Source organism: Paenirhodobacter huangdaonensis (assembly GCF_004022465.1).
Taxonomy (GTDB): domain Bacteria; phylum Pseudomonadota; class Alphaproteobacteria; order Rhodobacterales; family Rhodobacteraceae; genus Rhodobacter; species Rhodobacter huangdaonensis.
Genome location: NZ_SAVA01000004.1, coordinates 307,883 through 333,971, shown reverse-complemented (window position 1 = coordinate 333,971; position 26,089 = coordinate 307,883). Strand labels below are relative to the sequence as shown.

Here is a 26,089-nt window from a genome sequence, read left to right as displayed (position 1 = left end):
CCCGGGGGTGGGGCGCGGCGGCAGGGCGCAGCGCGGAGGGTCTCATTTCTGCGGCAGAAGCTTCACGCCGACCAGCGCCGCGACAGCCAGAACCGCCCAGCCACCGGGCCGGCGCAACAGCCAGATCGCAAGGCCAAGCGACCACAGCGTCAGCCGCGTCGTCGCCATGCCGGCCAGTCCGAAAAGCGGCCCCCACATCAGCGCCGCCCGTACTGGCGCCACAGCCAGATCAGCAGGAACGCGCCGAGCAAGGCCCCGACGAAGCCGCCAAGCGCGCCGGTCAGTGCCAGCAGGAAGCGCAGCACCAGCCCGCCGATCAGCGCGCCGATCACGCCGATGGCGATGGTGGTGGGGATGTCGGTTTCCATCTTCATCGCACGGGTGGCGATGAAGCCCGCCGCCGCGCCGATGATGATGAGAGCAATGACCTGCATGGGCTGTCTCCGGTTTGCGCCCCAATATGGGCGCGGGCCACGCGGGGCAAAAGGGGGAAGCGCAGGGCGGGCCGGCGCTGATGCGCGAAAGCGTCACCCCCGCCGGGCAGCTCCGGGCCGGCGATACGCTTTGGTAAGCATTTCCGGATACCCTTCGACCGTGAACGGTTGTCGGAGACGCGGTGATGAACCTTTATGCGGAAGCCCTCGGCGGGGCGCTGGTGGTGTACCTGCAGGAAGAACGCCTCGACGCGGCGATTGCCATCCGCTTCAAGGACCGGATGCGCGAAGTGACGGCGCAACCGTCCTCGCGCGTCGTGCTCGACCTGTCGGACGTGACCTTCCTCGACAGTTCCGGCCTCGGTGCGATCGTCGCAGTGATGAAGTCGCTCGCGCCGGCGCGACAACTGGAACTGGTCGGGCTCACGCCGACGGTCGAAAAGGTATTCCGGCTGACCCGGATGGATACGGTGTTCCGGATTCATCCGAACGTCGCGGCGGCCACATCCGAAAGGTTGCGCGATGCAGGCTGAGCGGAGTTCGCATCCGCAGCCGCCACCGGACCCTTCGGCACCGGAGCAGGCCATCTTCCGGCACAGTTTCAGTGCCGATCCGCTGTCGGTGCGCGCCGCACTGCACAGCACCCTGGCACGCTTCATCCGCCAGATGACCACGGACGAGGCCGGCGCCCTCGAGATCGTCCTGGCCGAGGTGTTCAACAACATCGTCAGGCATGGCTATGGCAACAGCGGCAAGGGCACGATCAGCCTCGCCCTCGCACGGGACCGGCGCGGGTTGACCTGCCTGGTCTGCGACGATGGGATCGAGCTGCCCGAGCGTTGCCTGTCCGGCATCGGCGGCGATCACCCGCGCCCGGTGCCCGACACTCTGCCCGAAGGCGGCTTCGGCTGGTTCCTGATTCGCGATCTGGTCGAGGACCTGCACTATTGCCGCCACGACGGCCGCAACGAGCTGGTCTTTCGCCTGCCGCTCGCGCCGCTCGCCCTGGCGCAGTGAGCTGCGGCGCGCTCAGTTCAGCTGGAACTGCAGCGGATAGCGCCCGTCCTCGAAATCGCCGAACAAGTCGTCCAGATCCGGGTGATCCACCGGCTCGCCCGTGGTATCGGCCACCAGATTCTGCTCGGAGACATAGGCAACGTAGTAGTCGTCGTCATTCTCCGCCAGCAGGTGATAGAACGGCTGATCCTTCAGCGGACGGCTGCTTTCGGGAATCGCGAGATACCACTCCTCGGTATTCGAGAAGATCGCATCGACATCAAAGACCACGCCCCGGAACGACTGGTTCCGGTGCCGGACGATCTGGCCGATGGCATATTTCGCGCGTGCGGTCTGCATGTCTGCCCCCAATAAAAGGTAAGTAATACCTTACCCGCCCTGCTGTCCACCGCGCAGCGCCGGCGCCGGGGGAAACAGATTGTGGTGCGCAGCCCAACAGTTGCCACAATCGGCCGGCAAGATCATGGCTTTGTCATTTCCCCTGCGGAGAAAATCCGGTAAAATCGCGGGAAAACAAGACCGATCAGGCAGAGCAGTGATGAACAAGTACCTCAAGCTGGCCGTCTTGCTGATGGTCGCCTCCTGTGGTGGTGGCAGCTCGCAGGCGCCGCGTAACCTCGACAACGCCTGCCTTCTGGCGCGCGAGAAGCCGCAATACTACTCCGCGATGAAGCGCACCGAGGCCCGCTGGGGCGTGCCGGTGCATGTCCAGATGGCGACGATCCATCAGGAATCGAAATTCGTCGGCACCGCCAAGACGCCTTATCGCTTCGCGCTCGGGGTGATTCCGCTCGGCCGTGCGAGCTCTGCCTACGGCTACAGCCAGGCCCTCGATTCGACCTGGGACGACTACCGCGAGGCCACCCGCCGCTTCAGCGCAAAGCGCAACCGGATCCAGGACGCGACCGATTTCATGGGCTGGTACATGGACGGGACCTCGAAGAAGCTCGGCGTGTCGAAATACGACGCGCGCGGCCAGTACCTTGCCTATCACGAGGGGCGCTCGGGCTTTGCGAACGGCAGCCACAATTCCAAGGGCTGGCTGCTCGCCGTCGCCGACAAGGTGCAGACGCGCGCCAACATGTATCAGTCGCAGCTGCGCGCCTGCGGCAAGTGATCACTTCTTGCGGGCGTCGAGCTCGGCTTTGATGCTGAACAGCCGCGCGCCGAGATCGACGCCGGTCTTCAGCCCGCTCAGCACCACGGCGGTCTTCGCGCCGCTGTCATCGGTGATGATCCACTGCTTGAGCGCCACCGGCGCGTTGGTGAACACCAGCCGGATCGTGCCGTATTCCGGGTGATCCGGGTCCTGCGCGACGATCGTGGTGGTGGTCGCATCGCTTTCGCGCCCGACCACCATCTTCGCCCGGCCAAGGTCCACCGTCGGCGCCAGAATCAGGTTCAGCGGCGTGCGGGCGAGCGGATATTGCTCGGCCGGCTGGTTCGATTTCGGATCGAAGATCGCCACCTGCCCGCCCGAAGCCATCACCAGCGTCTTGTCGGTGGCATATTCGAACCGCGCCCGCCCCGGCCGCTTGATGTAGAGCACGCCCTTCGCGGTGGAGCCATCCGCGTTCACCTGCAGGAAATCGGCCTGCGCGGTCTCGAGCCCGTTCAGATAGGTCGAGATCTGGTCGAGCGACAGCGCCCCGGCAAAGGCCGGAACCGCAAGAAGTAGGGCGAAAACGGGCGCAAGGGCGAGACGAAGCAGGGTCATGGCGGGAAATCTAATCCAAGTACGGCAAAGAAAAAGCCCCGCCCGATCACTTCGGGCGGGGCGTCGCATCACGTTCGTGCCAGATCACTGCTCGGGCACCAGGATCTCGCGCTTGCCGACATGGTTTGCCGGGCTGACGACGCCCTGCTCTTCCATCTGCTCGACCAGCCGCGCGGCCTTGTTGTAGCCGATGCCCAGCTTGCGCTGGATATAGGAGGTCGAGCACTTGCGGTCCTTGATGACGATCGCGACCGCGGTGTCGTAAAGCGCGTTCTCGGTATCGTCACCCGAGCCGAGGCCCAAGACCGCGTCGATGTCGCTCGCCACTTCCTCGTCCGGCCCCTCGAGCACGCCCGACATGTATTGCGGCGGGCCGAAGCTCTTCAGGTGGTTGACGATCTCCTCGACCTCCTCGTCGGAAACGAAGGGCCCGTGGATGCGGGTGATGCGCGAGCCCGCGCCCATGTAGAGCATGTCGCCCATGCCGAGGAGCTGTTCCGCCCCCTGCTCGCCCAGAATCGTGCGGCTGTCGATCTTCGACGTCACCTGGAACGAGATCCGGGTCGGGAAGTTCGCCTTGATAGTGCCGGTGATGACGTCGACCGAGGGGCGCTGCGTCGCCATGATCAGGTGGATGCCCGAGGCGCGCGCCATCTGTGCCAGACGCTGGATGCAGGCCTCGATCTCCTTGCCCGCGACCATCATCAGGTCGGCCATCTCGTCGACGATGACGACGATGTAGGGGAAGGGCTGCGGCTGGAATTCCTCGGTCTCGAAGACCGGCTCGCCGGTCTCCTCGTCAAAGCCGGTCTGGACGGTGCGCTTGAACATCTCGCCCTTGTCCATCGCCTCGCGGACGCGGCCGTTATAGCCCTCGATGTTGCGCACGCCCATCTTCGACATGCGGCGATAGCGCTCCTCCATCTCGCCCACGACCCATTTCAGCGCCACGACCGCCTTCTTCGGGTCGGTGACGACCGGGCTCAGCAGATGCGGGATGCCGTCGTAGACGCTGAGTTCCAGCATCTTCGGGTCGATCATAATGAGCCGGCATTCCTCGGGCGAGAGCTTGTAGAGAAGCGACAGGATCATCGTGTTGATCGCCACCGACTTGCCCGAACCGGTGGTGCCGGCAATGAGCAGGTGGGGCATCTTGGCGAGGTTGGCGATCACCGGCTCGCCGCCGATGTCCTTGCCGAGCGCGAGCGGCAGCCGCAGGTTGCTGTCGCCGAAATCGCGCGCCGCGAGGATCTCGCGCAGCACGACCTTCTCGCGGTGCACGTTCGGCAGTTCGATGCCGATCACCGAGCGGCCCGGCACCGTCGAGACGCGCGCCGACAGCGCCGACATCGAACGCGCGATGTCGTCGGCCAGCCCGATCACGCGGCTGGCCTTCAGCCCCGGCGCCGGTTCGAGTTCATACATGGTGACCACCGGACCCGGGCGGACCGAGACGATCTCGCCCTTCACGCCGTAGTCGTCGAGCACGTTTTCCAGCATCCGCGCGTTCTCTTCCAGCGCGTCGTCCGACAGGCTGTGGCGCTGGATCGTCGTCGGGTTGGTCAGTAGGTTCAGCGGCGGCGGCTCGTAGGCCGGATGCGCCGGCGGCTCGAAGCGCAGCTTCGGCTGGGCCTCGGCGATCGCCTGCTTCGAGGGCACATGCGCCTTGCGCGGCGGTGCCATCACCCGGCGCTCGGGCGCGGGCGGGACCACCTGACGGTTCAGCATGATCCGCGGCGCCGAGGCCGGAACCTGCGGGATCTCCTCATCGAGATCGGCAAAGGCGTTGCGGTCGAAGTCGGTCTCGGCCCAGTCGTCGGCATCATCCGCCTCGCGGGCGACGCGCGGCGTCTCCCAGCCGGTCGCGGCGGGATCGACCGCCTCGCGCGGCACGGCGCGCTCGACATAGGCCGGGGCAGCGTCGGGATAGGTCAGGGCCGCATCGTGCAGCGGCGCCTCGTCGACGGCGGTTTCCCACATCGGCGGCAGCTCGGGGGCCACGACATGGGGCGCGGCCGCGACGGGTTCGGGCGCACGCAGCACCGGCTCGTTCAGATGCGAGGCCGGCGCGCTCGCCGATCCGGGCAGGAAGCGCGGGCGGGCCTGGATCGGCGGCTCCGAGCGCCGCACCGGCGCTGCGGGCACCGGCGCCGCCGGGCGGGCGCCACGGGCCAGACGCGCCGCGACCGCCGCCAGCACCGAGGCGGGCGTGGCGGGCGCCGGCGCCGGCTGCGGCGCGTAATGCTGCGGCGCGGAATACGGGGCCGGCTCGGCCTGGCGCGGCGTCGCGCGCAGCTCGGGCATTGCCACCGGCGCGGGCTCCATCGCCTCCCAGTCCTCGGGCTCGGCATGGACCATCGGCGCCACGGCGCGGGTCTTCACCGCCTGCGCGATGCGGGCGCGGATGCGGTCCTCGGAGGGGGCCTCGACGGCCGGCGCCGGCCAGCCGCGTTCGACCAGCTCGGAGTCGTACTCGAGGAGCCCGTCTTCCTGCGCGTAATCCGGTTCGGGCGCGCGGCGGATGCGCGACAGCAGCGAGGATTTCGCCGCCGCGCTCATCGCCGGCTGCGCCGCTGCGGGGGCATAGCCGCCCTGGCTCTGCTCCCAGGCGGCCTGCTGCGCCTCCCAGGCGGCCAGATCGGCCGCACGCTCGGCAGCCTCGGCCCGACGCTGGCGTGCCCGTTCGGCCGCCTGCTGCGCCGCGCCCTGCGCCATCCGCACCGAGGCGGCAGCGCCGCGGCCAAAGGCGTTCAGCGCCGCATCATAGGCGGCCACCGAGCCGAGCAGCAGGAAGCGGGTGATGGTCTGGATCTCGGCCCGGTCGAAGCCCAGCACGAAGGCGCTCATCGCGATCGTCGCCAGCGCCAGCACCAGCGACATCAGCTTGAGCCCGATCGAGCCCGAAACCGGCGACATGCCCAGCAGCGAGCCGGCGATCATGTCGCCGAAATGGCCGCCAAGGCCAAAGGCCTGACCCCAGTCGGCGCCGGGCACCAGCAGCGCGGCATAGACCGAAGCCAGCGCCACGCCGATCGGCAGGAAGACGGCGCGGGTGCCGAGCCGTTCCTCGCCGCGGTGCAGGATGTGGCGCACGCCCCAGGCGATCAGCCCAAGCGGCAGCAGCCAGGCGCCGCGCCCGACGATGACGTAAAGCGGCGAGGCGATCCCCGCCCCGATCCGCCCGAGCCAGTTCTGCACCGGCGCATCCGACACCGCCATCCAGCTCGGATCGTCGGGCGAATAGCTGGCAAGCAGCATCCCCACCAGAACGCCCGCAAAGACCAGAACCCCGCCCAGCAATTCCTTGCCGCGCCGTTCAAGCGCTGCCTGGGTGTTCTGGTCCAGAAGCGGGTCGCGTTGCCGTGCCTGATAGGATGCCATGCTCTACCGTCCTCACGTATACAGGCAGTCGCGGAGCCGGATCAGCCCGCGCTGCGTTTCTTCTCTTGGGGCGACCAGAGCCACCCGGATATATCCCTTGCCGGGGTTTTCCCCGTTCACCTCACGCGCGAGATAGGCGCCGGGCAGCACCCGCACCCCGGTCTCGCGCCACAGCTTCAGCGCCGCTTCCTCGCCATCGGGCACCGGCAGCCAGAGGAAGAAGCCACCATCGGGCAGCCGGAAGCTGTTGACGCCGGCGAAGATCTCGGCGGCATCGGCGTATTTCTCGGCATAAAGCGCGCGGTTTTCCACCACATGCGCCTCGTCCGCCCAGACCCGTTCCGAAACCCGCTGGATCGGCAGCGGCAGCGGCGCGCCGGCATAGGCGCGCAGACGGCGGATATGGCGAATGTTCTCGGCCCCGCTCGCGACGAAGCCCGAGCGCAGGCCGGGCAGGTTCGAGCGTTTCGACAGCGAATGGAACACCGCCACCCGCTCGGGGTCGATGCCCTCGGCCGCGGCGACCTCGAGTGCGCCCGGCGGCGGCGCCTCGCGCCACAGCTCGGAATAGCATTCGTCGGCGAAGACGCGGAAATCGTGTTTCTCGGCCAGATGCAGCAACTGCGCGAGATAGTCGCGCGAAGCGACCGCGCCTTGCGGGTTCGCGGGCGAGCACAGATAGGCGATCGTCACCCGGTCGAGCACCTCGGCCGGCAGGCTCGCGTAATCGGGCAGAAAGCCCGTCTCCTCGGTCGCCGGCACGAAGACCGGCTCGGCGCCGACCTCGACCGCAGCCACGGCATAGACCTGATAGAACGGGTTCGGGATCAGCACGACGGGCGTCTTGCCGCGCTTCATCTCGGGGCTCAGCGCAAGGGCGGCGTTGAACAGCCCCTCGCGCGTGCCGTTGAGTGCCATGATCCGGTTTTCCGCGACCTCGACGCGAAAGCGCCGCTGCAGCCAGGCGGAGATTGCCGCCAGCAGCTCGGGCGTGCCGTCGTTTGCCGGATATTTCCCAAATTCCGCAAGGCTTTGCGCCAGAACCTCACCGACGAAGGCGGGCATCGGATGGCGCGGTTCCCCGATGGTGAACGCCACCGCTTCGCCGCCGGGAGCGTGCGAATCGAGAAGCGCCCGCAAACGCGGGAATGCGTATTCGGGCAGGTTCGCAAACCGCTCGGGATAATCCATCTGTGCCTCGTTCATCGGGGTCGTGTCGCCCCGTATGATCGCAGGTTACCGAAGCCGGGCGCCCGCGTCCAGAAAAAGCACGCCCGCACCATGGCTTGCCGGGCGTGCCTGTGGCTTTTCAGTGCAGTGCTGCCTCGGCCGCAATCCCCAGTCGCAACAGGCGCTCCTCTGCCATCGGCGCGGCCATGAGCGAAATTCCGCACATCGGCTCGCCGCTCGGCAGGGTCAGCGCGCACAGCCCGAAGATGTTGCCGATGCGGGTATTGCGCAGGGCGAGCAGATTCTCGGCGGCGAAATAGGCGGGGTCGGTCTGCAGCCGCTGCGCGTCGGGCGGCAGGATCGGCGCCGTGGGCACCAAAACCGCGTCATAGCCCGCCGTCGCCGCGTGCCAGCGCGCGCGATATGCGTCCAGCGCCGCCCAGCCCGCGACGTAATCGGCGGCAGACGCCCCTGCCCCGCCGCGGAAGCGCTCGAGAATCGGCGGATACATCTTCTCGGGCGCCGCCTCGATCTCGGCCTGCCACAGCCCATAGGCCTCGGGCGCGAAAAGCAGCCCCGACAGCGCCATCGCCGGCGCCACCATCGGCAGCGCGCGCCGCTCGATCCGCGCGCCCGCGCGCCCCAGCCGCTCGACCGCCGCCTCGAAGCCGCGCAGCGGCTCGGTCCGCGCACCCTCGAGCGGCAGACCCTCGAGCACCAGAAGCCGGGCGCCGTCCAGCGTCGCGCCGCGCAGATCGGGGGCGTGGCGGCCCTCGAGCGCCGCCAGCACCAGCGCGCAATCTTCGACGCTGCGGGCGAGCGGCCCGACCGTGTCGAAGCGCCGGCACAGCGGCACCACGCCCCGCGTCGACACCCGGCCATGCGTCGTCTTCAGACCGACGATGTCGTTCCAGGCGGCCGGAATCCGCACCGAGCCGCCGGTGTCAGAGCCCACCGCCGCCGCGGCAAGGCCGAGCTTCACCGATACCGCCGCGCCCGAGCTCGACCCGCCCGGGGCGAGATGCGGCATCACCGCATTCGGCGGCGTCGCCGTCATCGGGTTGATGCCAAGCCCCGAGAAGGCCAGTTCCGTCATATGCGTCTTGCCAAGACAGACCGTGCCCGCCAGCGTCGCCTGCGCCAGCACCGCGGCGTCGTCCTCGGGCACCCGGCCTTCGAGCAGGCGCGAGCCCGCCTCGGTTTCCGTGCCCGCGCTGTCGAACAGGTCCTTCCAGCTCAGCGCCACGCCGTCGAGCGGCCCGCGCCCGAGGCCAAGCCGCAGCCGGGCGCGCGCCGCCATCGCCTCGCCGCGTGCGCGCTCGGGCGTCAGGCGGGCATAGACGTCGGGCACCGCCGCCGCGGCCTCGAGATAGGCCTCAGCCATCTCCACCGGGTCGAGCCGGCCCTCGGCCATCGCCCGCCCCTGCTCTGCCGCCGACCAGAACCGTTCGTCCATCGCGCCCTCCGCTCGTTTGCGCCACGCTAGCCATTGCCCGCCCCCCGGACAATCCCGCGCATGGACAATCGCGCGCGCCGCGCCATACTCCGCGCCATGACACATGATTCAGACATCCTCATCGCCGGCGGCGGGCTGAACGGCCCCGCGCTCGCCCTCGCCCTCGCGCAATCGGGGCTGACCGTCACCGTCGTCGACGCCGCCCCCGCGCGGGCGCGCACCGAGGATGACTTCGACGGCCGCGCCTATGCGCTGGCGCTTGCCTCGCAAAAGCTGCTTGCCGCCATCGGGCTCTGGCCGATGCTGGCGACGAACGCCCAGCCGATGCTCGAGGTGAAGGCCTCGGACGGGCGGCCGGGCGAGGGCGCCGCGCCGTTCTTTCTGCATTTCGACAGCCGCGAGCTTGACCAGACGCCGGTCGGCTACATGCTGGAGGACCGCTTCCTCTACCGCGCCTTCCTGCACGCGATGGAGGTCGACCCGAAGATCACCCTGCTCCCCCAGACCGCGGTCACCGCGCAGGAGGTGGTGCCGGGCGGCATCAAGGTGACGCTGTCGGACGGCAGCACGCGGCTGGTGAAGCTGCTGGTCGGCGCCGACGGGCGCCGCTCGGGCGTGGCCGAACGCGCCGGCATCACCCGCGAGGGCTGGGGCTATGGCCAGACCGCGCTGGTCGCCGCGATCGAGCATGAACTGCCGCATCAGGGCATCGCGCAGCAGTTCTTCATGCCGAACGGGCCGCTTGCCATCCTGCCGCTGCCGGGCAACCGCTCGTCGATCGTCTGGTCGGAAACGGACGCGAATGCCAAGGTGATCTCGGCGCTCTCGGACGAGGATTTCCTCGCCATCCTGCGGCCACGCTTCGGCGATTTCCTCGGCCAGATCCGGCTGGCCGGGCCGCGCTTCAGCTATCCGCTGAACCTGACGCTGGCGAAAAGCTATGTCGCGCCGCGGGTGGCGCTGATCGGTGATGCGGCGCATGGCGTGCACCCGATCGCCGGGCAGGGGCTGAACCTTGGTCTGCGCGACGTTGCGGCGCTCGCCGAGGTGGTGGTCGAGGCGACGCGCCGCGGCGAGGACATCGGCGCGCCCGATGTGCTGGAACGCTATCAGGGCTGGCGGCGCTTCGATTCCGTCTCGCTCGCGCTTGGCATGGACACGGTGAACAAGCTGTTCTCGAACGACAACCCGATCCTGCGGGCCGGGCGCGACCTCGGCCTCGGCATCGTGCAGGCCGCGGGCCCGTTGCGGCGCGCCTTCATGCGGCAGGCGGCGGGGCTGTCGGGCCCGTTGCCACGGCTGTTGCAGGGCCGCGCGATCTGAACGGAAAGGCCGCCCCTCGGGGCGGCCTTTTCAGTCCAGCGGGCGGGCCTCGTCGGGCACCATGATCGGAATGCCCGCGCGGATCGGATAGGCCAGATGCGCGGGCTTCGAGATCAGCTCCTGCCGCGCCGCATCGTAGTGCAGCGGCGCCTGCGTCAGCGGGCAGACCAGCGCCTCGAGCATGCGCCGGTCAAAGGCGGCGCGGTCTTCTTCCCCGGGCGTATCACTCATTGCTGGCGCTCCTCGCAGCCACCGTGCAGGTGAAATTCCAGCAGCGTCACCAGCGTCTCGCGCCGCGTCGTCAGGCTCGGCGCCTCGAGCAGGGCCTGCTTGTCCTCGGGTTCGAGCGGCAACAGCATCGAGAGCGAGTTGATCAGCAGCTCGTCCTCGGCCTCCTTCAGCGTCTCCCAGTCGGTGTCGAGCCCCTGCGAGTGGAAGAACCGCGCCAGCAGCCCGAGGAAGCCGTCGCGGTCGAAGCCCGGATCATGCTCGGCCCGGCCAAGGTCGCGCCCGAAATCGGTCCAGCTCACCTCGGCGCGGAGATAGGGGCAGAACCCCTCCTGCTCGCGCAACAGCCGGAACCGCGAGATCCCCGACAGGGTGATCATGTAGCGCCCGTCCTCGGTCTCCGAGAACCCCGTCAGCCGCCCCGCACAGCCGATCGCGTTCAGCTTCGCCGTCCCGTCGCGCCCCTTGCAGGGCTGGATCATCCCGATCAGCCGATGCGACGTCTTCAGACAATCCTCGACCATCTGCAGATAGCGCGGCTCGAAGATGTGAAGCGGCAACCGCCCCCGGGGCAGCAACAGCGCCCCCGGCAGCGGAAACAGCGGGATCTGGTCTGGCAGGTCGCAGGCTTTCATCATGCGCATGAGCTAGCCCGCCCGCGCGATCAGGCAAATATCATCGACGAAAGCCGCCGGCGCCCCTTCACCGCGATCGGGTCGGTGGGCTTCAGCGCGTCGAAGATGGTGAAGAGCTGCGTCTTCGCGGCGCCCTCGTTCCACTCGCGGTCGCGACGGAACAGCTCGAGCAGCTGCTCGATCGCCGCCTCGACATCGCCCGCCGCATGCAGCGCCGTGGCATAGTCGAACCGCGCCTGATGATCGGCAGGGTCGGCCTCGACCTTCGCCTTCAGCGCATCGAGCGGACCGGCCTTCGCCGCCTGCTTCGCCAGCGCGATCTGCGCGCGCGCGGCCTCGACCGGCGCGGCGGTCGCGATCTTTGCCGGCACCGCGGCGAGGAACTGTTCCGCCTGTTCGAGATTGCCAAGCGCCAGATGGGCACGGATCAGCCCGCCATAGGCCTCGGCATTCTCGGCGTCTTCGCCGAGGATCGCGGCGAAGGTCTCGGCCGCATCGACGGCGGCGCCCTCGGTCAGCATCTCCTCGGCGGCCGCGACCGCATCCGCGAGCCCGCCATCGCCCGCAAGCGCCGCAAGCTTGTCGACGAAGGTCTTCAGCTGCGAGGCCGGCAGCGCACCCTGGAACCCGTCGACCGGCTGCCCCTGCCAGAAGGCATAGACGGTCGGGATCGACTGCACCCGCATCTGGCCGGCGATCATCTGGTTCTCGTCGACGTTGACCTTGACCATCACGACCTTGCCCTTGGCGGCCTCGACCGCCGCCTCGAGCGCCGGGCCAAGCTGCCGGCAGGGGCCGCACCACGGCGCCCAGAAGTCGACGATGACGGGAATGGTCATCGACTTGTCGACGACTTCCGCCATGAAGGTGGTCTCGTCGACGTCTTTCACGAGTTCGGAATGGGTGGTTTTCGCTTCGGTGCCAATCATGGTCGCCTCTCCCAGATCTTTTGTTCCCTATATGCGCGCCGGGGGGCCGCTCGCCAAGGGGCGGATCGCCTCAGAGATCGAAAGTCGCGAAGACCGGGACGTGATCGGACGGCTGTTCCCAGCCCCGCGCCGCGCGCAGGATCCGGCTGCCATGCGCCGCGTTCGAGATGTCGGGCGTCGCCCAGACGTGATCGAGCCGGCGCCCCTTGTCGGCCGCGTCCCAGTCCTTGGCGCGATAGCTCCACCACGAATAAAGCAGCCCCTCGGGAATGTCCTGCCGGGTCACGTCGACCCAGTTCCCGGCGTCGCGGGTCTGCGCCAGATGCTCGACCTCAACGGGCGTGTGCGAGACGATCTTCAAAAGCGCCTTGTGGCTCCAGACGTCATCCTCGCGCGGGGCGATGTTCAGATCGCCCACCAAAATCGCCTTCTCGGGCCGGTTGGCGAAGAAGTCGTCGCGCATATGGGTCAGGAAATCGAGCTTCTGGCCGAATTTCTCGTTCTGCGCGCGGTCCGGAATGTCGCCGCCCGCCGGCACGTAGAAATTGTGGATCGTCACGCCATTCTCGAGCCGCGCCGCCACGTGCCGCGCCTGGCCGAGCCCGGCATAGTCGCCCGCCCCCGCCTCGACGAGCGGCAGCTTCGACAGGATCGCGACGCCGTTGTACCCCTTCTGGCCCCGCGCCACCATCCAGGTGTAGCCCAGCGCGCGGAAACGCTCGAGCGGGATCTTCTCGACCGGGCTCTTGCATTCCTGCAGGCAAAGCACGTCGGGCGCCTCCTCGCGCAGCAGCTTCTCGACCAGCCCCTCGCGCAGGCGGACCGAATTGATGTTCCAGGTGGCAAGGGTGAAGGTCATGGGGGCTCTCCTCTCAGGCCGCGCAGTTTCGCCCGCGCGGACCGGAAGGGCAAGGCGCCCGGCCCCGGCGAAGGATGAGTATTTTTCCAAGGAAAAGGCGCATCGGCTTTTTCTTGGCCCAAATACTCACCTTGCGACGCCGGGGCCGGGGGCGACGGCGGGGTTATTCGACCCAGCCGCCGATCGATTTCACATCGCAGAACTCCTCGATGCCCCAGCGGCCGCCCTCGCGCGCCCGGCCCGAGGCCTTGACGCCGCCGAAGGGGGCGCCGGCGCCGCGGCTCTTGCCGTTCGCGACGACCATGCCCGCATCGAGCGCGCGCAGCAGCCGGTTGGTGCGCACGGGGTCCTGCGTCTGCAGGTAATTCGTCAGCCCGTAGGGGGTGTCGTTCGCGATCGCGACGGCCTCTTCCTCACTGTCGAAGGGCATGATCGACAGCACCGGGCCGAAGATCTCCTCGCGCATGATCGTCATCTCCGGGGTGCAGTCGGCGAAGATCGTCGGGCGCACGTAATAGCCCTTGTTCAGCCCCTCGGGCCGGCCAAGCCCGCCCGCGATCAGCCGCGCGCCCTCCTTGATGCCGCTTTCGATCAGGCCCTGGATCTTCTCGAACTGGCTCTTGTTGATCACCGGGCCCAGATGGCGGCCGGGCTCGCGCGGGGCGCCGGTCTGGGTCTCGGCTGCGGTCTGCGCGGCGATCTCGAGTGCCGTCTCGTAATAGCTGCGCTCGACCAGCATCCGGCTCGGCGCGTTGCACGACTGCCCGGTGTTTTCGAACATGTGGCGCACGCCGCGCTTCACCGCCTTCTCATCGCAATCGGCAAAGACGAGATTCGCGCCCTTGCCGCCGAGTTCCAGCACCACGCGCTTCAGCGTCTCGGCCGCGGCGATGGAGATCGCCTTGCCGGCACGCGTCGAGCCGGTGAAGGAGATCATCTGGATGTCGGGATGGGTCGAGAGCTGCGTGCCCACGCCAACGCCATCGCCGTTCACCAGGTTGAACACCCCCGCCGGCACGCCCGCCTGTTCGATGAACTCGGCGAACAGCAGCGAGCTGAGCGGTGCCTCTTCCGAGGGTTTCAGCACCATCGTGCAGCCCGCGATCAGCGCCGGGATCACCTTCAGCGTGACCTGGTTCATCGGCCAGTTCCACGGCGTGATCAGGCCGACGACGCCGATCGCCTCATAGGCGATCATCGCGCCCGGGGTGCCGTCGCCGAGCGGATGGACCCACTCGAACTCTTTCGCCGCGCGGATGAAATTCTCGATGTGCCAGGTGCCGGCGCCGGCCTGTTCGGAGCGCGCGAAGTCGATCGGCGCGCCCATCTCGAGGCTCATCGCCTGCGCCATTTCCTCGTAGCGGTCCTTGTAGATTTCAAGGATCTTCTCGACATAGGCGAGGCGCGTCTCGGGCGCGGTGGCGCGCCAGCCGGGCAGCGCCGCCTTCGCCGCGGCGACGGCGGCCTCGGTATCGGCACGATCGCCGAGCGAGATCACCGCGCAGGGCTCTTCGGTCGACGGGTCGATCACCGCATAGTCGCGCGCCGCGGCGGGGGCGGTCCAGCGGCCGTTGATGTAGAAGTCGCGTTTTTCGATCATTGGGAAACCTCCTGTTGGCGCGCAGCGTGGCACCCGCGCGCGGCAAGGGCAAGCCGGCGCTTCGCACAGCGGCTGCGCAAATCGGCAAGCCCGGCGGCTGCAGAAGAACGTTCCGCTTCCGCCGGCGCGGGCGGCATTTCCTCCCATTCTGCCGCGAATTCACTGCGGGGGGATGCAACTTCGTTCCGCCTGCCTTAAGTTTCTGCGCGAAACGTCAACCAGGGAGACCAACATGGCTCTGCGCATCAACGACATCGCCCCCGACTTCACCGCCGACACCACCGAGGGCAAGATCAGCTTCCACGACTGGATCGGCGACAACTATGCCATCCTGTTCTCGCATCCGAAGGATTTCACCCCGGTCTGCACCACCGAATTCGGCGCCGTCGCGCAGCTCGCCGACGAATGGGCAAAGCGCAACACCAAGGTGATGGGCGTCTCGGTCGACACCGTCGAGGAACACAAGAAGTGGAAGGCGGACATCTCCGCCTATGCCGGCGCGCCGGCGACCTTCCCGATCATCGACGACACCTCGCTGACCGTGTCGAAGCTCTATGACATGCTGCCGGCCGAGGCCTATCTGCCCGACGGGCGCACCCCGGCGCATACCTCGACCGTGCGCACCGTCTTCATCATCGGGCCCGACAAGAAGATCCGCCTGATGATGATCTATCCGATGTCGGTGGGCCGCAACTTCGCCGAGGTGCTGCGCGCGCTCGACGCGATCCAGGTGACCGACGGCGCGCCCTTCGCCACCCCCGCGAACTGGGTGCCGGGCCAGGACGTGATCCTCGCGCTCTCGGTCTCGACCGAGGACGGCAAGGCGAAATTCGGCGACGTCGACGTCAAGCTGCCCTATCTGCGCTTCGTCAAGAAGCCGGAATAAGGCGCCGGCTCCGACCGACCGCAAGGCCCCGCCTCCGCGCGGGGCCTTTTGCGTCCCGGGCGCCCGTCACAGGGCGGCGGGGTAGCGCGTCACCCGGTCCTCGGGGCCGAGTTGCGCCGCCCCATCCGGGCCGAGCCACTGATCGACGCCGCGCTCGGCGCGCAGCAGGCCGAGCGCGCGGGTGCGTTCCTTCACTTCGCGGCTGCCCGCCCGCATCTCCGGGGTGGCATAGCCGCGCTCGTGATGCAGGTGCAGCGCCACGGTCGAGAACCGGATCCGCCAGGCGGTCAGCCCGAGCCGGTTCAGCCGCAGCCCGAACTCGACGTCGAGCCCGCCATAGCCCATCTCCTCGTTGAACCCGTTCACCGTCAGCGCCTCGCTGCGCAGGCAGGAGGCGGAATGGCCGTTCCAGGTCGGGCTTGCCCCGGACAGCCGGTCCATCAGCCAGCCCAGCCGGCCGCGGCCGATCACCTTCACCATCCGCCGCGCCGGCGCCCCATGCGCCATCAGCCAGCGCGGGGTGAAGCAGGCCTGGCTCGCCACCGAGGCCTCGTCGATCGCCGCCGAGGTTTCGGGCGTCTGCTTGAAATAGCTGCCCGACAGGAAATGCCCCGGCCGCGCCTGCCGGATATGGGTGTCGACGAAATCGTTGCGCACGACGCAATCGCCATCGGTGACGATGATCCGCTCGCCCGCGGCCAGCGCCAATGCCTTGTTCAGGATCCGGCACTTGCCGAAACCGGCGTCCGGCTGCCAGACATGGGTCACCGGCACCGGGCTGCGCGCCGCCATCCGCGCCACCAGCTCGGCCGTTTCGGGGCGCGAGCCGTCATCGGCGATCAGCAGCTCGAAATCACGCCGGTTCTGCGCGAAGAAGCCCCAGAACACCTTTTCCAGCGCCCAGGGCCAGTTGTAGGTGGAGATCAGGACCGAGGCGGTCACCTTGGGGCTCATCTTCTCGCTCATGTCTCATTCTCCGTCCGCCGGAAATCCATACTGCGCGATCATCGCCGCGATCGCCGCGTCATTGCCGCCCTCGTGCATGTTCAGGCTGCGCAGGTTGCTGTCCTGGCTGCCCGGCCATTCGATCTGCTTGTGGCCCAGTCCCAGCAGATGCGGCCGGCTGCCGCGCAGCCGGTGCATCCACCACAGCCAGACGTCATCGGCGCGCGGGCACAGCGCCATGAACAGATCGCGGCGGATCACCTCGGGGTGGAAGGCGCGCGGATCATAGAGCACCCCCATCACTCCGGTCGGAAACACCTGCGGCCCGGCAAGGTCGCGTTCGGGGGCGTGCACCCAGTCGTCATAGGGCAGCGGCCGGCCATTCGCGCTGCGCACCAGATGGCCGCGATGGCACACCACGCTCGCCCCCGCACGATGTGCCGCCACCAGCTCCTCAAGCCAGCTCGGCCAGTAGTAAACGTCGTCATCCGCGGTGACCACGATGCGGTCAGGGAAGGCCTCGAGCGTCGGGATGATCTTCTTGAAAGAGCGGATGTCGTCGCAGACACGGATGCTCAGCCCGAAGCGGGTGAAGGCGCGGATCTCGTCGGTGATCTTGTCGACGTCCTCGCGCGCCAGCCACAGCACGGTTTCGTCGGGCCGGATCGTCTGGAACAGCAGCCCGGCAAGCGTCAGCGGCAGCGTCGGAAACCGCGCCGGATAGCTGGTGAGCGATACCACAAGCCCGCGCGCAAGCCCGTGCGGCCGGGCGGGCCACGCCGCGCCCTGCGCCTGCCGCGCCGCCAGCTCGGCGCGCGCGCGCCGCACCCGGGCGTCCTTTTTCATCTGCCGCAACCGTCGCGAAAGGCCGGGAAAGATCCTGATGCGCAAGCCTGTCTCCTGCGTTGATTGCGTTGATGCGACGCCCGTCCTCAGCCGGGCAGGTCGAGCCCGGCGGGCAGGAAGCCCGCCAGCTTGTCCGCCAGCTGCGCGCGCAAAAGCGCCCGCGCCGCGGGACTGAAATCGTCGAGGCTCTGCACACAGCCATAGCGGCGCGCCCGGTCCGCAAGCAGTGCCGCCAGCCCTTCCGCCGTCAGCTCGGTCTTCGGCGTCAGATAGACCTGTGGCGAAACCGGCACCACCCGCGCCCGGCCTTGCGCCAGTTCGATCTCGTTCGACAGCGCGTAGGGCGAGAATTGCTCGGATGCGCGGAAGCGATGGCGCAGCTGGGCGCGCAGCAGCTCGGGACGGGCGGCGAAAAACTCGGCCAGCGTGCGGGTGCGCAGCGGCCGCGGCGAATGGCCAAGCGACAGGTAGTGTCGCCGCCCGAGCAGCGCCGCCGCCACCGCCTGCGCGGTCTTGAACCGCACCGGCGGGAAGCTTTGGCCGCGCAGTCGCGCCGCCCAGTCCCGCAGCCGGTGCTTCCACAGCGTCGCCCGCACCGAGCGCAGGCGCCCCTCCAGCAGAAGTCGCTCCTCGTCATCGACGAAGTCAGCCCGGCTGACCGGCGCGTTCAGAAAGAAATCGTCGTTGAAATAGAGGATCTCGTCCCCGATCCCCTCGATGTTCCAAAACAGCGCCTCGAGCGTGCGGCTGCTGAAGGTGGGCAGGAATTCCTCGTAGCCGCGAAACAGCTCGCGGTGATCGACGACACGGATCCGGTCGGCGGCACAGAGGCCCTGCCGCGCGAATTCGCCGATCGCGGCCGGCGCCTGATCGTCGCCGAGCACGTGGATGCGCCGGATGAAGGGGGCGTATTTCAGGATCGAGGCGATGCAGACATAGATCTCGCCCAGATCGCTGAAGCGGGTGGGCGCGACGAAATTGGCGCCTGCGTCAGGGGCCATGCCAAGCGCCGCCATCGCTGCCTGCCGCTTGGCCGCGTGGCGCGGATCGCTGCCGTCGACCCAGGCGATGACTGCGTCCATCCTGTCCCCGGCCTCCCGTTCCGGCTTGCGAAAAAGCGGGCCGCCCGGTGGCGGCCCGCTCCTGTCAGATCCGACCGATCACTCGGCCGTTTCGTCTTTCTTCTCGGCGGCGAGTTCCTCGCCGGTCTCCTGGTCGACCATCTTCATGCCGAGCCGGACCTTGCCGCGATCGTCGAAGCCGAGCAGCTTGACCCAGACTTCCTGGCCTTCCTTCAGCGCATCCGACGGATGGTTCAGGCGCTTGTTGGCGATCTGGCTGACGTGCACGAGGCCGTCACGCTTGCCGAAGAAGTTCACGAAGGCGCCGAAATCGACGAGCTTCACGACCTTGCCGCGGTAGATCTTGCCTTCTTCCGGCTCCGCCACGATCGAATAGATCATGTCGTAGGCGCGCTTGATCGCCTCGGCATCGTTCGAGGCGATCTTGATCACGCCATCGTCGTTGATGTCGACCTTGGCGCCCGAGGTTTCCACGATCTCGCGGATGACCTTGCCGCCCGAACCGATCACTTCGCGGATCTTGTCGGTCGGGATCTGCATCGTCTCGATCTTCGGCGCGTATTCCGAGAAGCCCTGCGGCGCGGAGATCGCCTTGGCCATCTCGCCGAGGATGTGCATCCGGCCGTCCTTCGCCTGGGCGAGGGCCTGCTCCATGATCGCCGGGGTGATGCCCGCGACCTTGATGTCCATCTGCAGCGAGGTGATGCCGTTCTCGGTGCCGGCGACCTTGAAGTCCATGTCGCCGAGGTGGTCTTCGTCACCGAGGATGTCGGTGAGCACCGCCCAGCGGCCATCGTCCTCGAGGATCAGGCCCATCGCCACACCCGCGACCGGCGCCTTCAGCGGCACGCCCGCGTCCATCATCGACAGCGAGCCGCCGCAGACCGAAGCCATCGACGAGGAGCCGTTCGATTCGGTGATCTCCGACACGACGCGGATCGTGTAGGGGAAGTCGGTCGCCGCCGGCAGCACCGCCTGCAGCGCGCGCCAGGCGAGCTTGCCGTGGCCGATCTCGCGACGACCGGGCGAGCCCACGCGGCCCACTTCGCCGACCGAGTAGGGCGGGAAGTTGTAGTGCAGCAGGAAGTTCGAGCGGAAGTTGCCGTTCAGCGCGTCGATGATCTGTTCGTCATCGCCGGTGCCGAGCGTGGTCACGACCAGCGCCTGGGTCTCGCCGCGGGTGAACAGCGACGAACCGTGGGTGCGCGGCAGGATGCCGGTTTCCGACACGATCGGGCGCACGGTGGTGTTGTTGCGGCCGTCGATGCGGGCGCCACCGTTGATGATGTCACCGCGCAGGATCGACGATTCGAGCTTCTTGATCGCTAGGTCCAGGTTCGGATCGGCAAGCTCTTCCTCGCTCAGGCCGGCCTTCGCGGTCGCCACGGCGGCGGCGATGGCGTCCTGACGGGCGAGCTTGTCCTTGATCGCGAAGGCAGCGCGCATCTCGGTCTCGCCGGCGGCCTTCACCTTGGCGTAGAGCGCGGCATAGTCGGGCGGGGTGAAGTCGAAGGGTTCCTTCGCCGCGACCTCGGCCAGCGCGATGATCAGGTCGATCACCGGCTGCATCTGCTCGTGGCCGAACTTGACCGCGCCCAGCATCTCGGCTTCCGAAAGCTCATAGGCTTCGGATTCGACCATCATCACCGCGTCCTTGGTGCCGGCGACGACGAGATCGAGCCGCTGCTCGGGGTTCTCGCGCAGCTTGGTCATCTCGTCCATCTTCGGGTTCAGGATGTAGGCACCATCCTTGAAGCCGACGCGGGCGGCGCCGATCGGGCCGCGGAACGGCACGCCCGAGATCGTCAGCGCGGCCGAGGCGGCGATCATCGCCACGATGTCGGGATCGTTCTCGAGGTCGCACGACAGCACGGTGGCCATCACCAGAACTTCGTTCTTGAAGCCCGGCACGAAGAGCGGACGGCAGGGCCGGTCGATCAGGCGGGAGACGAGGGTCTCCTTCTCCGACGGGCGCGCCTCGCGCTTGAAGAAGCCGCCCGGGATCTTGCCGGCGGCGTAGTATTTTTCCTGGTAATGCACGGTCAGCGGGAAGAAGTCCTGACCGGGCTTCGGCTTCTTGGCGAAGGTGACGTTCGCCATGACCGAGGTCTCGCCGAGCGTGGCGATGACCGAGCCGTCAGCCTGGCGGGCGACCTTGCCGGTTTCCAGCGTCAGCGTCTCGTCGCCCCACTGGATGGATTTTTTCATAACGTTGAACATTCAGCGTATCCTGTCTGGGAAACTCCGGACCCTCCGGGCTTCCCGTTTGCATGGCGGCCCCATTGCCGCCGCCCCCTGATCCTTTGCATGTGCCCGGGGGCTCTGGGCGTCACGTCGCAGATGGCCCGGCCCATACAGGAAAACAAGGGTTTTGGAAAGCGGCGAGTTGGACGCGCGATTGAGCGCCATAGCCGGATGACGGCCTGAGGCCATTGCGGTCATTCGCGCCAAGGGCAATTGTTGAGCGCAATCCACTGAGAGGTGATGTCACTTATGACCCCTGAGTATTCCCATGCGGTAATCCGTGCATTTGAGCCTTCGGACGTGCCTGCTTTGACCCAACTACTCAACATGCCCGGTGTGGTCGCAGGAACGTTGCAGCAACCATTTAGATCATTTGCAGAAAGAGCGAAGTTGGCTGAATACTTCTCCCCTCAGGTGAACATTATTGCTGAGCTTGATGGTGTTTTGCTGGGACACGCCTGCTTGAATGTCGCGTCGGACATCAGTTGCAGGCATTCTGGTAGCGTTGATGTCGTCGTTAGAGATGACCATTGGCGCATGGGTATCGGATCGAATCTCGTCAGAACGCTACTGGATCAGGCTGATAACTCGATCGGTTTACGGCGCGTCGAGCTGACAGTCCTTGCGGAAAACACTGGGGCGATTGCCCTCTATGAGACCTTGGGCTTCCAGCGCGAGGGGGTTTTTCATGATTACGCCTTCAAGGCTGGAAGATTTGTCGATGCCATCCCAATGGCGAGGATCAAAATGTAGCAGGGGCACGCTTCCGACCGAACGGCAGCTTCGTCCCGCATAGCCGCCTCACCCGCCAAACCAAAACGCCCGCCTCTTGCGAGGCGGGCGTCCGGTTTTCCGATCGGAAGAAATTAGCGGCGCAGGCCGAGACGCGCGATCAGCGCGGTGTAACGGCTTTCGTCTTTCTTCTTCAGGTAGTCGAGCAGTTTGCGGCGCTGAGCCACCATCATCAGAAGGCCACGACGCGAGTGGTTGTCCTTCTTGTGCTCTTTGAAGTGCTCGGTCAGGTTGGCGATCCGCTTCGACAGCAGCGCAACCTGGACTTCGGGGGAACCGGTATCGCCTTCTTTGGTGGCGAATTCCTTCATCAGGCGGTTCTTGTCTTCGACGGTGATCGACATCGGGATCTCCTGTTTCAAAAGGGTGACGGCGCAAGCCGGGATGTCGTCCAGCAAGGCCCGTGGAGGCACCCGTCCCGGACCGAGGACCAGAGGCGGATGCGCGCCTATAGGCGAGAATCGCCCGAAAAGAAAGGGCAAAACCCGGCGCCGGATCAGAAATGGGCGAACTCGGCCGGGGTGAGCAGCAGCACGTCCCGCGGCGCTAGGCTGCCGGCCTCCAGCACCTCGGCAAGCCGTGTGCCGTTCAGCACCACCCAGGCCGCGCCCAGGGTGTCGGACGGCTCGATGCTCAGCCGCGGCGCAGCGCCCGCCTCCGGGTCGTAGACGACGACGATCTGGTCCTCCCAGGCATCGTAATCGGCGATCGTGGCCGGGTCCTGCGGGTCGATCCAGGCCCCCAGCGCGAAAAGCACGCCGCCGGTGTCGTCAGGGCCGCCGCCTTCCGCCCCGGCCATCAGCCCGTCCGCCCCCGCGTCGCCAGCCGCGCCATCCGCCGGCCGCCGTGATCCGCCCACTGTCCTCACTGTCGCCCCCTCGCACAAGCCTGCCGCACGGGCCTGCCCCGCGGCGCCATCAGCATAGGCGCGAAATCCCTGACCGAAGGTGAACGGTTCAGCGCAGCCAGCGCTCGGGCTGGCGGTCATAGCCGATATAGAGCGGGTGTTTCGGGGCGCCGGCCTTGGTCAGGCCGAGGTGCCACAGCTCGCGCCCGGTCGCGCGCAACAGCCGCTCGACCGCCGCGCCGCGGTCGAGATGCGCGCCATGCGCGCCCCAGGCGCAGACGATCTTCGCCCCCGCGCCCGTGGCCCAGTCGACGCTCGCCCGGATCGCCGCGTCATTCTCCGGCCCGACCGGGTCGGGCTGGGCGCGCATCTCCTTCGGGTCGGTGGCACGCCAGGCGAAGATGTTCGTCACCCGGAAGGCGCCGAAGCCCAGCGTGCGGGCCCGCCGCTCACAGCGCTCGACGGTCGGGTCGTTCTGCACCTCGGTCGCGGTCGAGGGGTTCAGCATCACGAAAAGGGCGCGCGGCCGGGTCTCGTCCCAGACCCGGGTGAGCAGGTAACGATAGTGCTCGCAATCGGAATAGACCGCGACCGAGGGGGCATCGCCCTTGACGTGGCTGCGGGTGATCATGGCTCGGCGGTGTTGAACACGCGCGCCGGGTGCAGCTCGCCCCCCATGTAGCGCCCGACCGCCACCGCGCGGCCCTCGAAGCTCGCCCAGGCCTCCTCGCCGAACTCGACGTCGCGGGCGATCACCTGCCCCGGGTTGCCGTGCGACAGCCGCACCGCGCCCTCGGCCGTGGCCCGCACCTCGGGCAGGTCGGCCAGCCCGTATTCAAGCGGCAGCAGATGGTTTTCAAGCTCGGGCGTGCGGGCGAGCCGGTCGATCTCCTCGAGGCTCAGCCCCTCTTCGGCGCGGAACGGGCCGGCCCAGTCGCGGCGCAGCCACAGCACATGGCCCAGACAGCCGAGCGCCCGGCCAAGGTCGCGCGCGATCGAGCGCACATAGCCGCCCTTGCCGCAGACCATCTCCAGTTCAACGGTGTCGCGGTCGGGGCGGGCGACGAAATCGAGGCTTTCGACCCAGAGCGGGCGGGCGGCAAGATCCATCACCTCGCCCTCGCGCGCCAGATCATAGGCGCGCTCGCCCTCGACCTTCACCGCGGAAAACTGCGGCGGCACCTGCTCGATATCGCCGCGAAACGCCGTCAGCGCCTCCTCGATCTCGACATCGGTCGGGCGCAGATCCGAGGTCGCGATCACCTCGCCCTCGGCATCGTCGGTGGTGGTGGCGGCGCCCAGCCGGACCTGGAAGCGATAGGCTTTCAGCGCATCGGTGACATAGGGCACGGTCTTCGTCGCCTCGCCCAGCGCCACCGCCAGAACCCCGGTCGCCGCCGGATCGAGCGTGCCGGCGTGCCCCGCCTTCTTCGCGTCGAAGGCCCAGCGGACCTTGCCCACGACCGAAGTCGAGGTCACCCCCGCCGGCTTGTCGATCACGACCCAGCCCGAGATGTCGCGTCCCTTCTTGCGGCCCATCATGCCCTCCGTTTCAGAAGGCCCGCCTGCTAACGCGAAGCGGGACCCGGGTCAATCTTGCCCGTCGGCGGGCGCCACGACACCGACGATCGGCCCCATCGGCAGGCCGAGATCGGCGCGCCCCTCGGCCGGCACGATCAGCCGCGAGATCGAGCCGTCGAGATAGAGCGCATCGCGCGCGCCGAGCCGGTCGCGGAAGAAGCGGGCAAAGCGGTGGAAGGTGACGGGGCGGTCCGAGATCACGAACCAGGCCCGGTCGCCCGCAGCCGAGACGCCGACACCGTTGCGGATATTGGTGCTGTCGCTGTCAGGCAGAAAGCGCGGATGCAGCGCCCCGTCGATCACCAGCATCGGCCCCGACTGGGTGGCGAAACGGCATGCGGGCCGCTCGGCCGCGAAGGCGCGGCTCTCGATCACCCGCAGCCGCTCGCCGATGCAGAAGACCCCGTTCGGCAGCAGGCCGAAATTCCCCGGCCCCTCGGCGGTGACGATCGGGCGAACCTCCTCGCCGTTCTCGACATACAGCCCCACCGGCTGCCGGTCGGGCGCATACATGCCGGCGTTCATCGCAAAGACCAGCCGCTCGGTCGGGGCCAGCTGCGCGCGCAGCCGCTCGGGCGTGCCAATGAGCGCCCCCGTCCCGTCCCGCAGCCACAGCCGGATGTCATCGCCCGCCCGCGCCTCGCAGACGGTGAAGGGGATGCCCTCGAAGTCGAGCGTGCGGCAGGGCTCTTCGGCCAGCGCGACGCGCGGTACGATCAGCGCCAGCGCGGCGAACAGGCTAGCCCAGATCGTCTTCGTCTTCATCGTCGCCCCGGCGCGCGATGTCGCGCTGCACCGTCTCGTCCGAGAACATCCGCCGCGTCTCGTCGAGCCGGTCGAAGGTCTCGTCCAGCCGGAAGCGCAGGTCGGGCGCGTATTTCAGCGTCATCGCCTTGGCGACATGGTGGCGCAGCTCGCCGGTGTGGCGGCGCAGCGCGGCGAGCATCGCCTCGGCGGTCTCGCCGCCCAGCGATCCGCCCAGCGGCGCGACATAGACCGTCGCCACCTTCAGGTCGGCCGAGGGACGGACCTCGCCCACGGTGATCGAGATCCGGTTGAGGTCGGGATCGTGCACCTCGCCGCGGATCAGCACGTCCGACAGGGTGCGCCGGATCAGCTCGCCGACGCGGAGCTGACGTTGCGAAGGGCCATCGCCCGAGGAAAAACGGTTCTTTGCCATGACCAGCACATAGTGCCTTGTGCGCGCCCCCGCAACAAGGAGTGTCGCGAGCCTTTGCCAAGCCCGCTGCAACGGGCTAGAACGCGGCAAAACAGGAGGGTTTCATGAGCGATCTGCCGGGTATCGTCGTCACCGGGGTCTCGGGCCGGATGGGCCGGATGCTGACCGAGGTCATCACCGCCTCCGGCAAGGCCCGCCTCACTGGCGCGGTCGAGCGCAGCGGCAACGCCTGGATCGGGCGCGACCTCGGCGAATGCCTCGGCACCGCGCCGATGGGCGTCACCGTCACCGACGACCCGCTGACTGCCTTTGCCGGCGCCAAGGCAGTGATCGACTTCACCACCCCCACCGCCACCCTCGCCTTCGCAAAGATCGCCGCGCAGGCGCGCTGCGTGCATGTGATCGGCACCACCGGCTTCGAGACCGAGCAGATCGCGGCGCTGGCCCCGGCGGCGCGGCACTGCACGCAGATCCGCGCCGGCAACATGAGCCTTGGCGTCAACCTGCTCACCGTGCTGACCCGCAAGGTCGCCGAGGCGCTTGATGCCGACTGGGACATCGAGATCGTCGAGGCGCATCACAACCGCAAGGTCGACGCGCCCTCGGGCACCGCGCTGATGCTGGGCGAGGCGGCGGCCGCGGGCCGCGGCATCGCGCTCGAGGATAACCGCGAATCGGGGCGCGACGGCATCACCGGGCCGCGCAAGCCCGGCGCGATCGGCTTTTCCTCGATCCGCGGCGGCGACATCGTCGGCGAACATGACGTGATCTTCGCGACGGCGGGCGAGCGCATCGTGCTGCGCCACATCGCCACCGACCGCGCGATCTTCGCCCGCGGCGCGCTCAAGGCCGCGCTCTGGGGCCTCGACCGCAAGCCCGGCCAGTATGACATGATGGACGTGCTCGGGCTGTAAGCCGCCCGCGCCGTTCATCTTGC

Annotated in this window: 29 protein-coding genes; 7 read left to right on the top strand and 22 right to left on the bottom strand. The window is 68.0% G+C overall.

Annotated elements, in window-relative coordinates; translation table 11 throughout:
• Positions 1-42: 42 nt before the first annotated feature.
• Both EOW66_RS20365 and EOW66_RS09180 read right to left on the bottom strand, forming a co-directional pair.
• Complete coding sequence (locus EOW66_RS20365; RefSeq protein WP_164880095.1) at positions 43-198, bottom strand: hypothetical protein; 156 nt, start codon at positions 196-198, stop codon at positions 43-45.
• Positions 198-434 carry a GlsB/YeaQ/YmgE family stress response membrane protein gene (locus tag EOW66_RS09180; protein WP_128156086.1) on the bottom strand — a complete coding sequence of 79 codons (237 nt, stop codon included), beginning with the start codon at positions 432-434 and terminating at the stop codon, positions 198-200. The genes EOW66_RS20365 and EOW66_RS09180 overlap by 1 nt, the downstream gene beginning before the upstream one ends.
• 185 nt (positions 435-619) lie before the next feature.
• Here EOW66_RS09180 and EOW66_RS09175 point away from each other — a divergent pair, with 185 nt between their 5' ends.
• Together EOW66_RS09175 and EOW66_RS09170 are read left to right on the top strand one after the other, a co-directional pair.
• Entirely contained in the window at positions 620-967 is a 348-nt protein-coding gene (locus tag EOW66_RS09175; protein ID WP_113898610.1) for an STAS domain-containing protein, read from the top strand.
• A complete protein-coding gene (locus EOW66_RS09170) occupies positions 957-1,451 on the top strand; it encodes an ATP-binding protein (protein ID WP_128156085.1) in 495 nt (164 codons plus the stop codon). Before EOW66_RS09175 ends, EOW66_RS09170 begins: the two co-directional genes overlap by 11 nt.
• Positions 1,452-1,463: 12 nt before the next feature.
• Here EOW66_RS09170 and hspQ read toward each other — a convergent pair whose 3' ends face one another.
• Positions 1,464-1,790: a heat shock protein HspQ gene (gene hspQ, locus EOW66_RS09165; RefSeq protein WP_128150088.1), complete on the bottom strand. Its 327-nt coding sequence runs from the start codon at positions 1,788-1,790 to the stop codon at positions 1,464-1,466.
• A 199-nt stretch (positions 1,791-1,989) separates the two neighbouring features.
• On the opposite strand from hspQ, the gene EOW66_RS09160 reads away from it, so the two are divergent.
• Complete coding sequence (locus EOW66_RS09160) at positions 1,990-2,568, top strand: transglycosylase SLT domain-containing protein (RefSeq protein ID WP_113898607.1); 579 nt, start codon at positions 1,990-1,992, stop codon at positions 2,566-2,568.
• Here the strand turns inward: EOW66_RS09160 and EOW66_RS09155 are convergent, their stop codons facing one another.
• The 4 genes from EOW66_RS09155 to EOW66_RS09140 form a co-directional block, all read right to left on the bottom strand.
• The gene (locus tag EOW66_RS09155; RefSeq protein ID WP_128156084.1) at positions 2,569-3,168 is read right to left on the bottom strand and encodes a LolA family protein; all 600 of its coding nucleotides are present in this window, start codon (positions 3,166-3,168) and stop codon (positions 2,569-2,571) included.
• A gap of 84 nt (positions 3,169-3,252) precedes the next feature.
• Positions 3,253-6,549 carry a DNA translocase FtsK gene (locus tag EOW66_RS09150; protein WP_128156083.1) on the bottom strand — a complete coding sequence of 1,099 codons (3,297 nt, stop codon included), beginning with the start codon at positions 6,547-6,549 and terminating at the stop codon, positions 3,253-3,255.
• Positions 6,550-6,561: 12 nt separating this feature from the next.
• A complete protein-coding gene (locus EOW66_RS09145) occupies positions 6,562-7,740 on the bottom strand; it encodes an aminotransferase class I/II-fold pyridoxal phosphate-dependent enzyme (RefSeq protein ID WP_128156082.1) in 1,179 nt (392 codons plus the stop codon).
• A gap of 118 nt (positions 7,741-7,858) precedes the next feature.
• Positions 7,859-9,175 carry an amidase gene (locus EOW66_RS09140; protein ID WP_128156081.1) on the bottom strand — a complete coding sequence of 439 codons (1,317 nt, stop codon included), beginning with the start codon at positions 9,173-9,175 and terminating at the stop codon, positions 7,859-7,861.
• A gap of 96 nt (positions 9,176-9,271) precedes the next feature.
• Between EOW66_RS09140 and EOW66_RS09135 the strand changes: the two genes are divergently transcribed.
• Positions 9,272-10,498: an FAD-dependent monooxygenase gene (locus tag EOW66_RS09135; RefSeq protein ID WP_128156080.1), complete on the top strand. Its 1,227-nt coding sequence runs from the start codon at positions 9,272-9,274 to the stop codon at positions 10,496-10,498.
• Between the two features lie 30 nt (positions 10,499-10,528).
• Here EOW66_RS09135 and EOW66_RS09130 read toward each other — a convergent pair whose 3' ends face one another.
• The 5 genes from EOW66_RS09130 to EOW66_RS09110 form a co-directional block, all read right to left on the bottom strand.
• Positions 10,529-10,729 carry a Trm112 family protein gene (locus EOW66_RS09130; RefSeq protein ID WP_113898603.1) on the bottom strand — a complete coding sequence of 67 codons (201 nt, stop codon included), beginning with the start codon at positions 10,727-10,729 and terminating at the stop codon, positions 10,529-10,531.
• Entirely contained in the window at positions 10,726-11,364 is a 639-nt protein-coding gene (locus EOW66_RS09125) for an LON peptidase substrate-binding domain-containing protein (protein WP_128156079.1), read from the bottom strand. Before EOW66_RS09125 ends, EOW66_RS09130 begins: the two co-directional genes overlap by 4 nt.
• A gap of 26 nt (positions 11,365-11,390) precedes the next feature.
• Positions 11,391-12,290 carry a thioredoxin gene (gene trxA, locus EOW66_RS09120; RefSeq protein WP_128156078.1) on the bottom strand — a complete coding sequence of 300 codons (900 nt, stop codon included), beginning with the start codon at positions 12,288-12,290 and terminating at the stop codon, positions 11,391-11,393.
• Between the two features lie 70 nt (positions 12,291-12,360).
• Positions 12,361-13,149 carry an exodeoxyribonuclease III gene (locus EOW66_RS09115; RefSeq protein ID WP_128156077.1) on the bottom strand — a complete coding sequence of 263 codons (789 nt, stop codon included), beginning with the start codon at positions 13,147-13,149 and terminating at the stop codon, positions 12,361-12,363.
• 163 nt (positions 13,150-13,312) lie between these two features.
• Positions 13,313-14,749, bottom strand: a complete 1,437-nt coding sequence (locus EOW66_RS09110; protein WP_128156076.1) for an aldehyde dehydrogenase family protein — start codon at positions 14,747-14,749, stop codon at positions 13,313-13,315.
• A gap of 232 nt (positions 14,750-14,981) precedes the next feature.
• On the opposite strand from EOW66_RS09110, the gene EOW66_RS09105 reads away from it, so the two are divergent.
• Complete coding sequence (locus EOW66_RS09105) at positions 14,982-15,635, top strand: peroxiredoxin (protein ID WP_128156075.1); 654 nt, start codon at positions 14,982-14,984, stop codon at positions 15,633-15,635.
• A gap of 66 nt (positions 15,636-15,701) precedes the next feature.
• Here the strand turns inward: EOW66_RS09105 and EOW66_RS09100 are convergent, their stop codons facing one another.
• The 4 genes from EOW66_RS09100 to pnp form a co-directional block, all read right to left on the bottom strand.
• The gene (locus tag EOW66_RS09100) at positions 15,702-16,601 is read right to left on the bottom strand and encodes a glycosyltransferase family 2 protein (protein WP_206363677.1); all 900 of its coding nucleotides are present in this window, start codon (positions 16,599-16,601) and stop codon (positions 15,702-15,704) included.
• A 3-nt stretch (positions 16,602-16,604) separates the two neighbouring features.
• Positions 16,605-17,426 (bottom strand): glycosyltransferase family 2 protein, encoded by an 822-nt coding sequence (locus tag EOW66_RS09095; protein WP_128156074.1) that lies wholly within the window; start codon positions 17,424-17,426, stop codon positions 16,605-16,607.
• A gap of 86 nt (positions 17,427-17,512) precedes the next feature.
• The gene (locus EOW66_RS09090) at positions 17,513-18,508 is read right to left on the bottom strand and encodes a Stealth CR1 domain-containing protein (protein WP_128156136.1); all 996 of its coding nucleotides are present in this window, start codon (positions 18,506-18,508) and stop codon (positions 17,513-17,515) included.
• Between the two features lie 78 nt (positions 18,509-18,586).
• Positions 18,587-20,728: a polyribonucleotide nucleotidyltransferase gene (pnp, locus tag EOW66_RS09085; RefSeq protein ID WP_128156073.1), complete on the bottom strand. Its 2,142-nt coding sequence runs from the start codon at positions 20,726-20,728 to the stop codon at positions 18,587-18,589.
• A 264-nt stretch (positions 20,729-20,992) separates the two neighbouring features.
• Between pnp and EOW66_RS09080 the strand changes: the two genes are divergently transcribed.
• On the top strand, positions 20,993-21,505 hold the full coding sequence (locus tag EOW66_RS09080) for a GNAT family N-acetyltransferase (RefSeq protein WP_128156072.1): 513 nt from the start codon (positions 20,993-20,995) through the stop codon (positions 21,503-21,505).
• Between the two features lie 113 nt (positions 21,506-21,618).
• Here the strand turns inward: EOW66_RS09080 and rpsO are convergent, their stop codons facing one another.
• From rpsO to rbfA, 6 genes are all read right to left on the bottom strand, one after another.
• On the bottom strand, positions 21,619-21,888 hold the full coding sequence (gene rpsO, locus EOW66_RS09075) for a 30S ribosomal protein S15 (RefSeq protein ID WP_113898595.1): 270 nt from the start codon (positions 21,886-21,888) through the stop codon (positions 21,619-21,621).
• 152 nt (positions 21,889-22,040) lie between these two features.
• Positions 22,041-22,343: a hypothetical protein gene (locus EOW66_RS09070; protein ID WP_128156071.1), complete on the bottom strand. Its 303-nt coding sequence runs from the start codon at positions 22,341-22,343 to the stop codon at positions 22,041-22,043.
• A gap of 157 nt (positions 22,344-22,500) precedes the next feature.
• Positions 22,501-23,022: a DUF1643 domain-containing protein gene (locus tag EOW66_RS09065; protein WP_128156070.1), complete on the bottom strand. Its 522-nt coding sequence runs from the start codon at positions 23,020-23,022 to the stop codon at positions 22,501-22,503.
• On the bottom strand, positions 23,019-23,930 hold the full coding sequence (gene truB, locus EOW66_RS09060) for a tRNA pseudouridine(55) synthase TruB (RefSeq protein ID WP_128156069.1): 912 nt from the start codon (positions 23,928-23,930) through the stop codon (positions 23,019-23,021). The genes EOW66_RS09065 and truB overlap by 4 nt, the downstream gene beginning before the upstream one ends.
• Before the next feature lie 51 nt (positions 23,931-23,981).
• On the bottom strand, positions 23,982-24,737 hold the full coding sequence (locus EOW66_RS09055; RefSeq protein ID WP_128156068.1) for a phosphodiester glycosidase family protein: 756 nt from the start codon (positions 24,735-24,737) through the stop codon (positions 23,982-23,984).
• On the bottom strand, positions 24,712-25,152 hold the full coding sequence (gene rbfA / locus EOW66_RS09050) for a 30S ribosome-binding factor RbfA (protein ID WP_113898591.1): 441 nt from the start codon (positions 25,150-25,152) through the stop codon (positions 24,712-24,714). Before rbfA ends, EOW66_RS09055 begins: the two co-directional genes overlap by 26 nt.
• Positions 25,153-25,256: 104 nt before the next feature.
• On the opposite strand from rbfA, the gene dapB reads away from it, so the two are divergent.
• Positions 25,257-26,066, top strand: a complete 810-nt coding sequence (gene dapB / locus EOW66_RS09045) for a 4-hydroxy-tetrahydrodipicolinate reductase (protein ID WP_128156067.1) — start codon at positions 25,257-25,259, stop codon at positions 26,064-26,066.
• Positions 26,067-26,089 lie beyond the last annotated feature (23 nt).

Excerpts from the sequence above, each read along its gene's own strand:
- EOW66_RS20365 (WP_164880095.1), bottom strand. The coding sequence starts at position 198 with ATGTGGGGGCCGCTTTTCGGACTGGCCGGCATGGCGACGACGCGGCTG.
- EOW66_RS09180 (WP_128156086.1), bottom strand. The coding sequence starts at position 434 with ATGCAGGTCATTGCTCTCATCATCATCGGCGCGGCGGCGGGCTTCATC.
- EOW66_RS09175 (WP_113898610.1), top strand. The coding sequence starts at position 620 with ATGAACCTTTATGCGGAAGCCCTCGGCGGGGCGCTGGTGGTGTACCTG.
- EOW66_RS09170 (WP_128156085.1), top strand. The coding sequence starts at position 957 with ATGCAGGCTGAGCGGAGTTCGCATCCGCAGCCGCCACCGGACCCTTCG.
- hspQ (WP_128150088.1), bottom strand. The coding sequence starts at position 1,790 with ATGCAGACCGCACGCGCGAAATATGCCATCGGCCAGATCGTCCGGCAC.
- EOW66_RS09160 (WP_113898607.1), top strand. The coding sequence starts at position 1,990 with ATGAACAAGTACCTCAAGCTGGCCGTCTTGCTGATGGTCGCCTCCTGT.
- EOW66_RS09155 (WP_128156084.1), bottom strand. The coding sequence starts at position 3,168 with ATGACCCTGCTTCGTCTCGCCCTTGCGCCCGTTTTCGCCCTACTTCTT.
- EOW66_RS09150 (WP_128156083.1), bottom strand. The coding sequence starts at position 6,549 with ATGGCATCCTATCAGGCACGGCAACGCGACCCGCTTCTGGACCAGAAC.
- EOW66_RS09145 (WP_128156082.1), bottom strand. The coding sequence starts at position 7,740 with ATGGATTATCCCGAGCGGTTTGCGAACCTGCCCGAATACGCATTCCCG.
- EOW66_RS09140 (WP_128156081.1), bottom strand. The coding sequence starts at position 9,175 with ATGGACGAACGGTTCTGGTCGGCGGCAGAGCAGGGGCGGGCGATGGCC.
- EOW66_RS09135 (WP_128156080.1), top strand. The coding sequence starts at position 9,272 with ATGACACATGATTCAGACATCCTCATCGCCGGCGGCGGGCTGAACGGC.
- EOW66_RS09130 (WP_113898603.1), bottom strand. The coding sequence starts at position 10,729 with ATGAGTGATACGCCCGGGGAAGAAGACCGCGCCGCCTTTGACCGGCGC.
- EOW66_RS09125 (WP_128156079.1), bottom strand. The coding sequence starts at position 11,364 with ATGATGAAAGCCTGCGACCTGCCAGACCAGATCCCGCTGTTTCCGCTG.
- trxA (WP_128156078.1), bottom strand. The coding sequence starts at position 12,290 with ATGATTGGCACCGAAGCGAAAACCACCCATTCCGAACTCGTGAAAGAC.
- EOW66_RS09115 (WP_128156077.1), bottom strand. The coding sequence starts at position 13,149 with ATGACCTTCACCCTTGCCACCTGGAACATCAATTCGGTCCGCCTGCGC.
- EOW66_RS09110 (WP_128156076.1), bottom strand. The coding sequence starts at position 14,749 with ATGATCGAAAAACGCGACTTCTACATCAACGGCCGCTGGACCGCCCCC.
- EOW66_RS09105 (WP_128156075.1), top strand. The coding sequence starts at position 14,982 with ATGGCTCTGCGCATCAACGACATCGCCCCCGACTTCACCGCCGACACC.
- EOW66_RS09100 (WP_206363677.1), bottom strand. The coding sequence starts at position 16,601 with ATGAGCGAGAAGATGAGCCCCAAGGTGACCGCCTCGGTCCTGATCTCC.
- EOW66_RS09095 (WP_128156074.1), bottom strand. The coding sequence starts at position 17,426 with ATGAAAAAGGACGCCCGGGTGCGGCGCGCGCGCGCCGAGCTGGCGGCG.
- EOW66_RS09090 (WP_128156136.1), bottom strand. The coding sequence starts at position 18,508 with ATGGACGCAGTCATCGCCTGGGTCGACGGCAGCGATCCGCGCCACGCG.
- pnp (WP_128156073.1), bottom strand. The coding sequence starts at position 20,728 with ATGTTCAACGTTATGAAAAAATCCATCCAGTGGGGCGACGAGACGCTG.
- EOW66_RS09080 (WP_128156072.1), top strand. The coding sequence starts at position 20,993 with ATGTCACTTATGACCCCTGAGTATTCCCATGCGGTAATCCGTGCATTT.
- rpsO (WP_113898595.1), bottom strand. The coding sequence starts at position 21,888 with ATGTCGATCACCGTCGAAGACAAGAACCGCCTGATGAAGGAATTCGCC.
- EOW66_RS09070 (WP_128156071.1), bottom strand. The coding sequence starts at position 22,343 with ATGGCCGGGGCGGAAGGCGGCGGCCCTGACGACACCGGCGGCGTGCTT.
- EOW66_RS09065 (WP_128156070.1), bottom strand. The coding sequence starts at position 23,022 with ATGATCACCCGCAGCCACGTCAAGGGCGATGCCCCCTCGGTCGCGGTC.
- truB (WP_128156069.1), bottom strand. The coding sequence starts at position 23,930 with ATGGGCCGCAAGAAGGGACGCGACATCTCGGGCTGGGTCGTGATCGAC.
- EOW66_RS09055 (WP_128156068.1), bottom strand. The coding sequence starts at position 24,737 with ATGAAGACGAAGACGATCTGGGCTAGCCTGTTCGCCGCGCTGGCGCTG.
- rbfA (WP_113898591.1), bottom strand. The coding sequence starts at position 25,152 with ATGGCAAAGAACCGTTTTTCCTCGGGCGATGGCCCTTCGCAACGTCAG.
- dapB (WP_128156067.1), top strand. The coding sequence starts at position 25,257 with ATGAGCGATCTGCCGGGTATCGTCGTCACCGGGGTCTCGGGCCGGATG.